Annotated in this window: 13 protein-coding genes and 1 pseudogene; 12 read left to right on the top strand and 2 right to left on the bottom strand. The window is 47.1% G+C overall.

Annotation, left to right across the window (positions count from 1 at the left end):
* Positions 1-7: 7 nt before the first annotated feature.
* Positions 8-142: pseudogene (locus tag DWX32_RS17320) on the top strand (TnpV protein); the annotation flags it as partial.
* A 63-nt stretch (positions 143-205) separates the two neighbouring features.
* On the opposite strand, the gene DWX32_RS17315 reads toward DWX32_RS17320, so the two are convergent.
* Positions 206-1195 carry an AraC family transcriptional regulator gene (locus tag DWX32_RS17315; RefSeq protein WP_025490807.1) on the bottom strand — a complete coding sequence of 330 codons (990 nt, stop codon included), beginning with the start codon at positions 1193-1195 and terminating at the stop codon, positions 206-208.
* A 202-nt stretch (positions 1196-1397) separates the two neighbouring features.
* On the opposite strand from DWX32_RS17315, the gene DWX32_RS17310 reads away from it, so the two are divergent.
* The 7 genes from DWX32_RS17310 (at position 1398) to DWX32_RS17280 (ending at position 8976) form a co-directional block, all read left to right on the top strand.
* Entirely contained in the window at positions 1398-1982 is a 585-nt protein-coding gene (locus tag DWX32_RS17310) for an MptD family putative ECF transporter S component (protein WP_117502740.1), read from the top strand.
* Positions 1982-2722 carry an energy-coupling factor transporter transmembrane component T gene (locus tag DWX32_RS17305; RefSeq protein WP_117502739.1) on the top strand — a complete coding sequence of 247 codons (741 nt, stop codon included), beginning with the start codon at positions 1982-1984 and terminating at the stop codon, positions 2720-2722. The genes DWX32_RS17310 and DWX32_RS17305 overlap by 1 nt, the downstream gene beginning before the upstream one ends.
* 12 nt (positions 2723-2734) lie before the next feature.
* Entirely contained in the window at positions 2735-4207 is a 1473-nt protein-coding gene (locus DWX32_RS17300) for an ABC transporter ATP-binding protein (protein WP_117502738.1), read from the top strand.
* On the top strand, positions 4204-5949 hold the full coding sequence (locus DWX32_RS17295) for an ABC transporter ATP-binding protein (protein WP_117502737.1): 1746 nt from the start codon (positions 4204-4206) through the stop codon (positions 5947-5949). The genes DWX32_RS17300 and DWX32_RS17295 overlap by 4 nt, the downstream gene beginning before the upstream one ends.
* A gap of 14 nt (positions 5950-5963) precedes the next feature.
* Positions 5964-7700 (top strand): ABC transporter ATP-binding protein, encoded by a 1737-nt coding sequence (locus DWX32_RS17290; protein WP_117502736.1) that lies wholly within the window; start codon positions 5964-5966, stop codon positions 7698-7700.
* A gap of 11 nt (positions 7701-7711) precedes the next feature.
* Positions 7712-8083, top strand: coding sequence for a metal-dependent transcriptional regulator (locus DWX32_RS17285; protein WP_097770152.1), 372 nt, complete (start codon positions 7712-7714; stop codon positions 8081-8083).
* A gap of 467 nt (positions 8084-8550) precedes the next feature.
* Positions 8551-8976 (top strand): RNA polymerase sigma factor, encoded by a 426-nt coding sequence (locus DWX32_RS17280; protein WP_117502735.1) that lies wholly within the window; start codon positions 8551-8553, stop codon positions 8974-8976.
* A 59-nt stretch (positions 8977-9035) separates the two neighbouring features.
* Here the strand turns inward: DWX32_RS17280 and DWX32_RS17275 are convergent, their stop codons facing one another.
* Entirely contained in the window at positions 9036-9410 is a 375-nt protein-coding gene (locus DWX32_RS17275) for a helix-turn-helix domain-containing protein (RefSeq protein ID WP_004797313.1), read from the bottom strand.
* A 284-nt stretch (positions 9411-9694) separates the two neighbouring features.
* Between DWX32_RS17275 and DWX32_RS20270 the strand changes: the two genes are divergently transcribed.
* The 4 genes from DWX32_RS20270 (at position 9695) to DWX32_RS17260 (ending at position 12664) form a co-directional block, all read left to right on the top strand.
* On the top strand, positions 9695-10045 hold the full coding sequence (locus DWX32_RS20270) for a hypothetical protein (RefSeq protein ID WP_243037622.1): 351 nt from the start codon (positions 9695-9697) through the stop codon (positions 10043-10045).
* A gap of 21 nt (positions 10046-10066) precedes the next feature.
* The gene (locus DWX32_RS17265) at positions 10067-10417 is read left to right on the top strand and encodes a type II toxin-antitoxin system PemK/MazF family toxin (protein ID WP_002576184.1); all 351 of its coding nucleotides are present in this window, start codon (positions 10067-10069) and stop codon (positions 10415-10417) included.
* 80 nt (positions 10418-10497) lie between these two features.
* The gene (locus tag DWX32_RS19910; RefSeq protein ID WP_004797315.1) at positions 10498-10659 is read left to right on the top strand and encodes a hypothetical protein; all 162 of its coding nucleotides are present in this window, start codon (positions 10498-10500) and stop codon (positions 10657-10659) included.
* Between the two features lie 55 nt (positions 10660-10714).
* Positions 10715-12664: a recombinase family protein gene (locus DWX32_RS17260; RefSeq protein WP_118618201.1), complete on the top strand. Its 1950-nt coding sequence runs from the start codon at positions 10715-10717 to the stop codon at positions 12662-12664.
* Positions 12665-12737 lie beyond the last annotated feature (73 nt).

Genomic DNA, 12737 nt, shown 5'->3' with positions numbered 1-12737 from the left:
GTTCTAACTATCCCACATGATGGAGGCGGCGGGCGTCACCGAGGAACTGAAAGCCCGTGACCCCATGCGCTGGGTGGGGCTGATGAACACGCTGAAAGCACAGGCGGAGGAAGTTATTTTTCAAGAATTGATTTACGCATGAAATTTTAAGTATAAGTAAGGCCGGGATTTTGCTGACAAACGGCAAATCCCGGCCTTAGTCTTATCAGTTTTCCAAATTCTTTGAACGCCTATATTCCAGCGGCGATAGTCCAAACTGTTTTTTGAAAACCGATGCAAATTTGCTTTGGTTCATATAACCGACTTGCTCTGCTACTTCAGCTACGGAGAGTCTTGTGGTAGCAAGTAATTCTGCTGCTTTCTTCATTCTGACTTCTCGCAGATAAATGGATATATTTTGCCCGAAAACACCGCGAAAGTAATTTTTTAAGCTGGTTTCACTGACAGAAAACTGTGCTGCCAATTCCCAGGCTGGATGATGTTGACGCAAATCGGAAGTAATAATTTTTTCTACCCTCTTTGCAATATCTACTTGTGTTTCTGTAAAGAAAGTACAGGCTTGCGATGGAGGAATGTCATTTTGACTTTGCAATAGAGAAAACAGTGCCAATGTGTATATTTTCATTTGTGAAATCGAGAATGGAATTGAAACATCAAATAGGCTCCAAAGTTTTGTTAATATTTCTTCGACTTCGGAGGTGGCAGGTGAAATGTAGGTAGCACCATCAGGGCAGAATCGATCAACAACTTTGTGAAAGTTAATATCAAATTCCCCTTGTACCCATACGCTTTGTGCCGTCAGTGTATCAATATCAATAAAAAATTCCATCCCTTCATAAATGCGGCGCGGATATACATATTGCTTTTGAGCAAAACGCTCGGTTAAAGAGATTTCTCCATCCTTCACATATACAAAGTTTTCATTGTTCAAGATAATTTCGCAACGGCCAGTTACACAGTAGTTTAAGAGCAAAGGGCCTTTTTCTATGGAGCTATCCTCACGAAAATTCGGTGCTGTCCAAGTCGGAGAATTTACAAAGATATAGGCAATAGTAACTCCAGGAAAGAGAGGGAAAAAGGTCATTGAGCCTTTCCCTTCTTTTTCCTTTAAGAGCAGCTCTGTGCTAAAATCACTACGCTGTATTGAAATCCCAGGTATTTCAATACATTTTCTTATAATATCATCAATCTTCATTTCCTGCTCCTGTCATTCGACTACCTGTTTTTTGCTTTGGATTTTAATTATATTATAGAATTGCAAACGAAGTCAGTCAACAAAAAAACTCGTTGCTGTTTGGAGCCAAAAAGATGATTGGTTGTAGAGAGCCATAACTAACTGTGCTATCTTATAAAGAGGTTAGAAAGTGCTAACCGAAAAATGAATGGAGGTATTCATTATGAGCAACAAGTTACAAGCGAAGGACCTGATTAACCTGGGTCTGTTCACCGTTCTCTACTTCGTGATTGGCTGCTGTGTCGCCATCCCCATTGGGTTTGTACCCATCTTTCTGCCGATCCTCGGTGCCCTGTGGTCTTTGATTACAGGTATTCCTTTCATGCTGTTCCTGACAAGAGTGAAAAAATTCGGCATGGTTACGATAATGGGAATTTTAAGTGGTTTGCTGATGGGTTTGACCGGCATGGGGTTCTGGGGCGTACCAATGGGTGTGATCTTTGGCTTACTGGGGGATTTGATCTTGAAATCTGGCGGTTATAAAAGTGCCAAAAAGAGCGTGATTGGTTATGCGGTATTTAGTCTTTGGATGGTTGGTACATACATTCCCATGTATTTCATGGTAGAGGACTCCTGGGCCAGTTTTGCGGCCAGCTTTGGTGAGGAATACGCTGATCGAGTAATGGCTGTCATGCCCATGTGGAGCATTGTTCTGGTAATCGCCGGAATTTTTGTCTTTGCAATTTTGGGCGGTCTGTTGGGTAAGGCGCTTCTGAAAAAGCATTTTGCTAAAGCGGGAATTGTGTAATGAACGGGGTATCATTCTCTGCAACAACCGAAAATAAAAAAGGAATATTGCTTGACCCTCGCACAAAGCTCGTCCTATTGTTGACGATTACGACACTGATGTTCAGCACCAGCAACGAAGGGATTATGAATATTGTCAAGCCCTGCTTAAGCCTTGTGCCTTTTATGTTGATTTTATCGGAGCGTCGTTTCAAAACGGCAGGAAAGTATTTGCTATTATATGTGGCTTGTTTTGTGTTAGAACGGATAGCCCTTACAACATTGAGCGGCCTGCTTTCTTTTATTGTGCTTGCGATTACATCTATCATGACACGGTTTGCACCTGGCATCATGACGGGAGCCTATTTGATTTCATCGACTTCGGTCAGTGAATTTATCGGTGCAATGGAGCGTATGCACATTACAGAAAAAATCGTCATTCCTATGTCTGTGATTTTCCGCTTTTTCCCTACAATCAGCGAAGAATATCAGGCAATCCGGGACGCAATGAAAATGCGGAACATCCATTTTGGCGGAAAAAATCCTTTTCTGATGATAGAATACAGGCTTGTTCCATTGATGGTATCCGTTGTGAAGATCGGCGATGAACTATCTGCTGCTGCGTTGACCCGGGGGCTGGGTGCCCCCGTTAGACGCACAAATGTATGTCAGATCGGTTTTCATTTTCAAGATGTGGTTGCAATCTTGTTCTGTATCATCTGTTTTGTTTTATTTTTATTGCAGCAGCAAATTGTTTTTTGAGGAGGTGAGCCTGTGATACGGATCGACCATGTGACCTTCTCTTATGGAGAAGAAAATGAGAGTGCCAGTGGGGTTCAGGATATAAACCTGAACATAGAAGATGGCCAATTTATCGTGCTTTGTGGCGAAAGCGGCTGCGGGAAAACGACAATTACCCGACTAATTAACGGCCTAATTCCGCACTACTATGAAGGAAAAATGAACGGAGAAGTGTGGGTGAACGGGGCAAAAGTTTCGGAGCAGCCCATTTATGATACTGCGAAAACGGTTGGCAGCGTATTTCAAAATCCACGCTCTCAGTTTTTTAATGTAGATACGACCAGTGAAATTACATTCGGATGTGAAAATCTCGGCCAGCCGGAGCAAAGTATTCGGGAACGATTAGAAAAAACCGTCCGGGATTTTCGTTTAGAGAAACTGATGGGGCGCAATATTTTCCATCTTTCCGGCGGAGAAAAACAGAAAATCGCCTGTGCCGGTGCATCAATTATGGAACCGGATGTACTTGTCATGGATGAACCATCATCCAATCTTGACGCTTCTTCTATTCTTGATTTGAGAGCCACGCTTGCCTTTTGGAAGTCGCAAGGGAAAACGGTTATCGTATCGGAACACCGACTCTACTATCTGCGCGGCCTTGCAGATCGTTTTATTTATATTACCGCCGGGAAAGTGGAAAAGGATTACTCCGCAGCAGAGTTTGAGCGCCTGACGGAGCAGCAGAGAGTCAATTTAGGGCTACGCACCTTTATTCTTGAAGATTTGCTGCCGCCTAAAGCATTGCCGCCGGCCAGAGAACAAATGGAACTTCATAACTTTTGCTTTGCATACAAAAATGAATCAGAAACACTTCACATTCGTGAATGTGAAATCCCTGCAAATCGTATCGTAGGTATTATCGGGAATAATGGAGCCGGGAAATCCACTTTTTCCCGATGTTTCTGCGGTTTGGAAAAGCGTTGTGGTGAAGTTATCTGGAACGGCAGAACTTATCGACCTAAAGATAGGTTAAATACTTGTTATATGGTAATGCAGGAAGTCAATCATCAGCTTTTTACGGAAACGGTATTGGATGAAGTTTTAATCAGTATGGAGGAGGAAAATCAAGAACAAGCAGAAGAAATCCTTGCCAAGTTAGATTTGACAGGCTTCAAGGACAGACACCCCATGTCCCTTTCCGGCGGCCAAAAACAGCGGGTAGCGATTGCCTCGGCAATCGCTTCTAAACGCTCTATTTTATTTTTTGATGAACCGACCAGCGGCCTTGATTATAAACACATGAAAGAGGTTGCAAATGTCCTGCGACAAGTCAGGGACACGGGTATTACCGTGTATGTCATTACTCATGATCTTGAGTTGATATTAGACTGTTGTACGGATATTGTCCATTTTGAGAACGGTTCCATCATTGACCAATTCCAAATGGATGAGGCGGGTCTTGAAAAAATCAGAAACTATTTCATAAAGGGGGTATCTGTAAAATGAAGGAGGAAAAGAAGGAGTCACCCATAGGCATCTTATGGGGATGGGGCAAACCCTATCACGGGAAATTCATCGGCAGCATTGCCCTTGCGGTATTAGGCGTAGCCTGCCAGATGGTGCCTTATTTCTGTGTAGCTCATATTGTTACGCTGATGTTGTCCGGGGATCAGAATTTTTCGCACTATACAGCAGCTTGTGTTATTGCGCTTTGCGGTTATTTGGGAAAAGTCATATTCTCAAATCTTTCCACAACAATTTCTCACACAGCGACCTATTACACGCTGCGAGATCTCCGGGAGAATATTACCGAAAAACTGGCCCGCGTCCCGATGGGGACGATTTTAGATACTCCGTCCGGTCAGTATAAAACGACGATTGTTGACCGGGTAGAAGGGATGGAGCCAACCTTCGCGCACCTGATCCCGGAAATGACTGCAAATGTGCTGGTGCCTTTGGTAATTGTCGTGTATCTATTCGTCATGGACTGGCGCATGGCTCTCCTGTCCCTTGTCACGCTGGTGGTGGGCCTTGCTGTTATGTCTGCTGGCATGAAGAACTATCCCGTTAAGTGGGAGGGCGCGGTTAAAGCGGGAAAGCAGATGGCAAACGCCATTGTAGAGTACATTGGTGGGATTGAGGTAGTCAAAGCATTTAGTCAATCCGCCGGTTCCTACAAAAAATATTCTGACGCAGTAAACTACAATGCCAACTACTATGTGGACTGGATGAGAGAAAACCAGAAAACCATGAGCGCCTACAACGCCATTTTGCCCTCGGTGTTGATCTGTGTGCTACCCTGCGGCTTCGCGTTCTGGCTCTCCGGTAGCCTGGAACTTTCCGCTTTCCTGTCTATCGTAATTTTCTCGCTGGGCCTTGTTGGGCCGATTATCGCGGCCTTTACCTTTACGGACGATTTGGCCGTATTGGGGACAAATGTGGAAGAAATCAGCCAGCTTTTGAACGCTGAAGAACTGAACCATAAGGATGCGCCGGTCAAGCTGGCAGACACCGGCATTTCTCTTAGGTCTGTGTCTTTTTCCTATGACGGGACAACAGAGGTTTTGCATGATGTGAATCTCGCCATCCACCCCGGAACCATGACCGCCCTTGTAGGGCCGTCCGGCTCCGGCAAGTCTACGGTGGCGAAGCTGATTGCCGGGTATTGGGATGTTACATCCGGCAGCATTACCCTCGGCGGCCATGAGCTGAAGGATATGCCGCTGTCTGAAATTGCAGACCAGATTTCCTATGTATCTCAGGACAACTACCTGTTTAACCGCAGTATCCGGGAGAATATCCGCATGGGAAGACCCAGTGCCACGGACGCAGAGGTGGAGCAGGCAGCCAAACAAAGCGGCTGCGACGCCTTTATCCGCAAGCTGGATAATGGCTATGATACGGTTGTCGGCAGCGCCGGTTCCCATCTTTCCGGCGGTGAACGCCAGCGGATTGCCATCGCCCGCGCCATGCTGAAAAATGCGCCGGTTGTCATTTTGGACGAGGCAACTGCCTATATCGACCCAGAGAATGAGGCGCTGGTGCAGAAAGCCATTTCCACTTTAACTGTCGGCAAGACCCTGATTGTGATCGCACACCGGCTGTCTACCATTGTTGGCGCAGATAACATCGTTGTGGTGAAGGATGGAACCATCCACGCACAGGGTACGCATGAGAAGCTGCTGGAAACCTGCCCCCTCTACCGGGATATGTGGCAGGCGCACATCGGCGCGAAAGACCAGATGTAAGGGGGTGTTGTCAGATGTATGGAACATTGAAAAAAATCTTTGCTTTTGCAGGCAGCAAAAAGAGGCTTCTAAAAAAATCCCTGTTATTCTCATTCCTGTCCGGGCTGTTTTCAGCCATGCAGTTTGCCGCCCTCTTTGTAGTGATCGACGCGTTAGTATCTGACAACCGGGACGGAAAGTTTATCTGCATTTCGCTGGGAATTATGGCCGTTTCCCTCATTGGGCGTATCATCACGACCTATTTTTCCACGATGGAGCAGACGGAAACCGGCTATTGCATGGTGGCGGAAAAGCGTATCCACATCGGAGATCGGCTGCGCTACATCCCGATGGGCTACTTCAACAAGAATAGTATCGGGAATATTACCGCCATTGTCACAACAACTTTGGGTGATGTAGAGAACTCAGCAGCCCGTGTCCTGGTGTCAGTGCTGGGCGGTTTTTTCAACTCGGTTGCCCTCGTCATCGTCCTGTTGGTATTTGACTGGCGGATCGGTCTTGTGGCCGCTGCCGGTGTCCTGATTTACCTTGCGGCGGCGGAACTAGCGCTTCGCAAATCTGCCGCGCTCAGCGGGGTACGCCAGCACACACAGGAGTCCCTTGTGGAGTCTGTGTTGGAGTACATTCAGGGGATGGGAATTGTCAAAGCATTTGGACTGGAACGGGACAGCACGCAGTCTATCGGCAGTGCAATTAAGGCGAGCTGCCGGGACAACCTGAAACTGACAAGGGCCAGTGTTCCCTATGACGCCATCAAACAGGCCGTTGTCCGGGTGTTTAGCGTCCTGTTGCTTTTGGCCTCGGTCTGGTTCTGGCTGGACGGCTCCCTGTCGCTGGCCTACGGCTTGATTTTGGTGATTGCTTCTTTCATGGTGTTCAACGATTTGGAGAACGCCGGGAATATGGCCTCTCTGCTACAAATGCTGGCGGCCTCGATGGATACGGCAAACTCCATTGATGACACGCCGGTGATGGACGAGAAAGGCGCTGACATTACGCCGAAGTCCAGCGAGATCGTGTTTGACAAGGTGGATTTTTCCTACGCAGACCGCAAGATATTAGATCAGGTCAGCTTTACCATTCCCGAAAAAACGACTACGGCCATTGTCGGCCCTTCCGGGGCAGGAAAGACAACGATGTGCAACCTGATTGCCCGTTTTTGGGATGTGAATGCCGGGAAGATTACCATAGGCGGTACGGATGTACGGGATTTTAAGCTGGACAGCCTGATGAAGAATATCTCGATGGTGTTCCAGAGCGTATACCTCTTTGCAGATACGATTGAGAACAATATCAAGTTTGGCTGCCCGGACGCCACCCATGAGCAGGTGGTTGAGGCGGCGAAGAAGGCTTGCTGCCATGACTTTATTTCTGCCCTGCCGGATGGCTATGACACTGTGATTGGCGAGGGCGGCGGCACTCTGTCTGGCGGCGAGAAACAGCGGATTTCCATCGCCCGCGCCATACTGAAGGACGCACCCATCATCATTTTGGACGAGGCGACAAGCAGTGTTGACCCGGAAAATGAGGATGAATTGCAGCGGGCTATTGAGGCGCTGACCCATGACAAGACTATCATCATGATTGCCCACCGGCTGAAAACCGTCCGCAACGCCGATCAGATCCTTGTACTGGACAACGCTCATATCGTCCAGCGCGGCACTCATGCGGAGCTGATCCAGCAGAAGGGCCTGTATGCCGACTTTGTATCGGCCAGACAGGAGGCCATCGGCTGGAAGTTGGCTCAGTAAAGGAGGTTCAGATGAAACTTCATGCGTCCGGGGAGGACTACCTGGAAACCATCCTTGTTCTCCAAAAGAAGCTCAGTATAGTGCGCTCCGTAGATGTGGCCCGGCACATGGAGGTCACGAAGCCCAGCGTGTGCCATGCAGTGGCTACCTTGCGGGACGGCGGCTTTCTTATGATGGACGAAGATCACTTTCTCCATCTGACCGATGTTGGCCGGGAAGTTGCCGAAAAAATCTACGAGCGTCACTGCTTCTTTACCGAGCAGCTTATCACCGCAGGCGTTGACCCCAAAACTGCGGAGGCCGATGCCTGTCGTATTGAACACATCATCAGCGATGAGAGTTTTGACCGACTGAAAGAGGCAGCCGAACAAGAGCAAGACTAAAACCGAATAATCCAAGCGATCCTGCCCCGCAAGACGGGGAAAGAAAAAAACCGTTGCAGGGCAGGCAGCTTTGTGCGCCCAAAATGGATTTTCCGGGTACTGCGGCGGTTTTGAGTAACATCAAGGCCGCCGTTCCTTATGCCCTCGACAAAGGAGTGACGACTACACGCTGACACGGCGGCTTTAGGAGGGAGCCGCCGTGAAGCAAAGACCGCTTCGACATAATTCGGCAGGAATTTACCTGTCAAAAAAAGCCTGACCGTCAATCGGCCCCCATCTGCTTATGAACAGGCACTATCGTGGCTGGTCTATAAGCGTCATAACTCCTCTTTTAGCAGCGCCAGCCGCCGTTCTTCGGATGCTGGCGCTTTTGTTTGTCGTTTTTTCGGGAATTTCCCCGAAAGGTGTCGCTCACCGCCTTCATTTCGGTTCACCCGTCAACCCGTGAATCGAAATGGAGGTACATAATGCAGAAGATCAATCTTCGGGAACTGTATCCCGATGTGTATAAAACCGATGTCTTTGTAGACGTGGCCGAGGAAGTCGTGGCCGCAATCCGGGGGCAGGAGCAGGACGATGCCGCCTATGAACGCCGGAAGTTCCGGCACAAGGCTCACTATTCTCTGAACCGGGAGGATGGCATTGAAAACGATGCCCTCAACCGGCCACTCACCCCGGAGGAAGTCCTGGAGCAGAAGCTGCTGCGGCAGGAAGTGTATGCCGCGCTGATGCAGCTGACCGCCATCCAGGCCCGGCGTATCTACGCGCGGTTTTACCTGGGCATGACGGTGGCCGAGATCGCCCGGATCGAGGGTGCTGACCGCCGCCGCGTGTGGGAGAGCATCCGGCGCGGACTGAAGAAGCTGGCGCGGTTGCTGGATACGGCCCAATAACCTGACCGCCGCATAGCGGCAAAAAGAGAGCCGGTGGGGGTTTTTTTTCCTCCACCGGCTTACTTATTCTCTAAATGTTCATCTGGGTCAACCCCAGCCGTCTGCACCATCTCTTTTAGCTCATCAGTCAACGCACGGGTCGAGTTTAACAGCACTTTTCTGGCAGCCGGAGGGCACGAAAGGTAAAGCTGCCGCATATCGTTGGCGGCTTGCTCATCTTCAGGCAGATCGAGATTCATCAGGGAATCTAAAGATAAATTCAAGACTTTGCAAAAAGCGCGCAGAACCTCAAAAGAAGGATTCTTCACCCCTCTTTCGCAGCCTTGAACGTGCTTTAGAGAAACGTGGCTCAGATCTGCGAGTTCCTGCTGCGTCAATCCTTTTTCCTTACGCGCTTTTTGTATCCTTCGTCCCAGCTCTTTTATCAGTTCCATAGGCACTATCGTCTCCTTAATCATATTTTATCGTGCCCATTTCCTTGCGGGAAGAACCTCATAAAAGGCGTTTTTGAGTACGATAGTACCTATTTTATTGTGCTTGTAAGGAGCTTGCGCTGTCCGCAGCTTCTATGAAGGGACAAGGCAAAATATTTTTTTCAAATAAATCGCAGTACAGACAGGACAAATCGCCTGTTTTTGTCATGGCTGTCAAGAAGGAGCTTTTCTTTCGCTGACCTTTGACAACTGAATACACGGCAGAACAGGTACATAACCCGCGCATGAGCGAGTGCAGGACGCCGCGAAGATGGAGCAGCCAGGAGGTGATGGACAAGCTGTTTCGGAGCGATCAACGTCCCTGTGACCCGGATGGTGGCACATCCGGCGCGATGAGGGCGCGGGGGCTTAAAGATACTTCCTCACGGCCCGCCAAAGACTTGGGGGGAACCCTGCGGCGCACGCTACGAACGACGCTGCGGAGTTATGACAGCCGCGCCAGCGGAGACCTGTTCTGTCCCCGGCGTCAGGGATGCGTGGCAAATATGACGAGTAATCCGAACAGAATAACAGTAGCCGCACCAGGTTTTTATCCGAAGATTTCTTTCAGACTGGTGCGGCTGTTTAAGTATTAAGATATTAAGGAGGCGAGAGTGATGTTTGAAAAATTCCATCGAGGTGACATATATTCGGCTGATTTAAGCCCTGGTATCGGCTCCGAACAAAGTGGCTCTCGTCCTGTACTCATTCTTCAAAACAATGTGGGAAATTGTTTCAGTCCTACGATTATTATTGCAGCAATTACCAGTGTAAGCAAAAAAAGCAGAAAGTTCCCCACGCATTACCACTTAAATGACAGATGCGGTTTGGTGAAACCATCTGTTGTTATGCTGGAACAGATCAGAACAATCGACAAGTCGAGGTTAAAAAACTATATTGGTCATCTAAACAAGGATGACATGGAAAATATAAATAAGACGCTCTTGTGCAGTCTGGGGATTACATAAAAGTGCCGAAAGGCCCGTATCATTTTCAGGCTGTGCAAGTAGAGTTATAATTTCGTTAGGAATTGCGGAGGTGATTCTGAATGGAGAATATCCAGAATAAAAGCGCATTGATTCCTTCAGATGAAATCCGGTCAGAAGAACTTCTGGCGGAACAAAAATTTGAAGCGTTTATCACTTCGCTGGCACATATCATCGAGAAATATGGTATGAGAGTGCTGGGCGAGGTTGACGGAGCTGCGTGAGAATCGCAGCTTTACATAGGATATTTTCCAAAAGTAAATTTTGGAGGTATGAATTATGAACCGATATGGAAAACGCTGTGTTTTGTATCCGAGGGTCAGCACAGAGATGCAAGTGGACGGATACAGCCTGGAAGGTCAAAAAAATATGCTGACACGATTTGCGGATCGTGAGGAAATGATCGTTGTTGATACTTATGAAGATGCCGGTAAATCCGGTAAATCCATTGAGGGACGGCCTGCCTTTCAAAAAATGCTCAGAGATATTGAGGATGGCTTGGACATTGACTATATTTTAGTGTATAAGCTGTCACGGTTTGGCCGTAATGCAGCAGATATACTTAACTCTTTGGAGTTGGTTCAATCTTATGGTGTAAATCTGATTTGCATAGAAGAAGGAATTGATTCCTCTCAGACAAGCGGAAAACTTTTGATTTCTGTACTATCTGCTGTGGCTGAGATTGAGCGTGAGAATATTATCGAGCAGACGATGAACGGGCGGCGCGAAAAGGCACGGCAAGGTGGATGGAATGGTGGCTTTGCTCCCTACGGATATACACTGGAAGATAACAAGCTGATGATTGAAGAAACAGAAGCTGTGGCAATACGGAAAATTTTCGAATTATATACTTCATCGGAAATTGGTTTGGGTGGTATTGCGAATCAGTTGAACTTACAAGGTATACGGAAAATTCCGAGGCAGAATGGCACATTAGAGGATTGGACAGGACATTTTATTAAACTGATATTGGATAACCCGGTTTATTGCGGTAAAATTGCTTATGGACGGAGAACGAAGGAAAAAGTCAAAGGCACAAAAAACGATTACCAGATGAAAAGAAATGACGATTACATTCTGACAGAGGGACAACATAAAGGAATCGTTAGTGAGGAGGTATGGGAAAAGGCTCATGCCAAGCGTCTTAGAACCGGAGTAAAGCAACCGTCAAAAATTGGGCGGGATCGAGTTCATTTGTTATCAGGTCTGCTGAAATGCCCGGTTTGTGGAAGTCCCATGTATACGAATAAACACGCATGGACAAATAAAGATGGCACTTACAAAGAAATTTACTATTATGTATGTAGTCGGAATAGGATGGTCAGGGGTAAGCATTGTGAATATAAGGCAATGCTGAAAAAGACTGATATTGAACCGATGGTCATTGAGGCAATTCGTGAGATCGTAAGGAATGAGGAATATGCCCAAGCCATTAAAAAACGGATTGGCGTTCAGATTGACACGAAAGCAGTGGATAAAGAACTGGAGGGCTATCAGGCAAAGCTGAAGGAAGTTGATCTGAATAAAACAAGATTGGAACGGGAAATTGACAGTCTCCCTGCTGATGCAAAATACCGGGAACGAAAGCTCCATGATATGACCTTGCGGTTAGATTCCCTATATGATGTCATTGTTGAGCTGGAGGAAAAAATCGAAGATGCCAGACTTCGGCGAGATGCAATTAAGCAGCAGGCAATTACTCTTGAGAATATTTACAAAATCATGGTGAATTTCGACTGCGTTTATAATATAATAAATGACGAAGAAAAGAGAAATGTGGTCACAGCCTTGATTAAGGAAATTGAAATTTACAGGAATGACGAGTCTGAATATCCGCTAAAGCGGATTGGTCTGAATTTTCCGGTGTTCAAGGATGGCGGGGAAGTTACGGAGCTTTTGTGGGACAAAGGGAATACCGTTGAGACGGTTGTTTTGCTTTCCAAGGGTGAGGTCGACTCGAAAAAGATTCGGGTTGAGTTCTCTTTAGAAGATATGGATATGTCCGAATTTCAAGATGGGGCAACCTACACGCAGATCAAGGACTATGTACTGGAACATAGCGGATTAAAGGTATCAAACCTGTATATCTCACAGATTAAGCGGAAATGTGGGATTGAGGTTGGTAAGAACTACAATCTGCCGAAGTCCGAAGATTCCAGACAGCCTCTGTGTCCACCGGAAAAAGAGAAAGCAATCCGAGAAGCATTCAAATATTTTGGGATGATATAACATCCCGTAAAATGGCAATGTCATTAACTTTAGCAAAGAGCAGAAATCGTAAGCATTTATAAAACTATGATTC

It is taken from the genome of Blautia sp. AF19-13LB (assembly GCF_003479105.1).
GTDB lineage: Bacteria > Bacillota > Clostridia > Lachnospirales > Lachnospiraceae > Fusicatenibacter > Fusicatenibacter saccharivorans.
Note: the sequence above shows the minus strand (reverse complement) of the source record. Positions and strands in the feature narration are given on the sequence as shown.

Coding starts and splice junctions, on each gene's coding strand:
- DWX32_RS17280 (WP_117502735.1), top strand. CDS start 8,551: ATGCAGAAGATCAATCTTCGGGAACTGTATCCCGATGTGTATAAAACC.
- DWX32_RS17310 (WP_117502740.1), top strand. CDS start 1,398: ATGAGCAACAAGTTACAAGCGAAGGACCTGATTAACCTGGGTCTGTTC.
- DWX32_RS19910 (WP_004797315.1), top strand. CDS start 10,498: ATGGAGAATATCCAGAATAAAAGCGCATTGATTCCTTCAGATGAAATC.
- DWX32_RS17275 (WP_004797313.1), bottom strand. CDS start 9,410: ATGGAACTGATAAAAGAGCTGGGACGAAGGATACAAAAAGCGCGTAAG.
- DWX32_RS17290 (WP_117502736.1), top strand. CDS start 5,964: ATGTATGGAACATTGAAAAAAATCTTTGCTTTTGCAGGCAGCAAAAAG.
- DWX32_RS20270 (WP_243037622.1), top strand. CDS start 9,695: ATGAGCGAGTGCAGGACGCCGCGAAGATGGAGCAGCCAGGAGGTGATG.
- DWX32_RS17285 (WP_097770152.1), top strand. CDS start 7,712: ATGAAACTTCATGCGTCCGGGGAGGACTACCTGGAAACCATCCTTGTT.
- DWX32_RS17315 (WP_025490807.1), bottom strand. CDS start 1,195: ATGAAGATTGATGATATTATAAGAAAATGTATTGAAATACCTGGGATT.
- DWX32_RS17305 (WP_117502739.1), top strand. CDS start 1,982: ATGAACGGGGTATCATTCTCTGCAACAACCGAAAATAAAAAAGGAATA.
- DWX32_RS17295 (WP_117502737.1), top strand. CDS start 4,204: ATGAAGGAGGAAAAGAAGGAGTCACCCATAGGCATCTTATGGGGATGG.
- DWX32_RS17260 (WP_118618201.1), top strand. CDS start 10,715: ATGAACCGATATGGAAAACGCTGTGTTTTGTATCCGAGGGTCAGCACA.
- DWX32_RS17265 (WP_002576184.1), top strand. CDS start 10,067: ATGTTTGAAAAATTCCATCGAGGTGACATATATTCGGCTGATTTAAGC.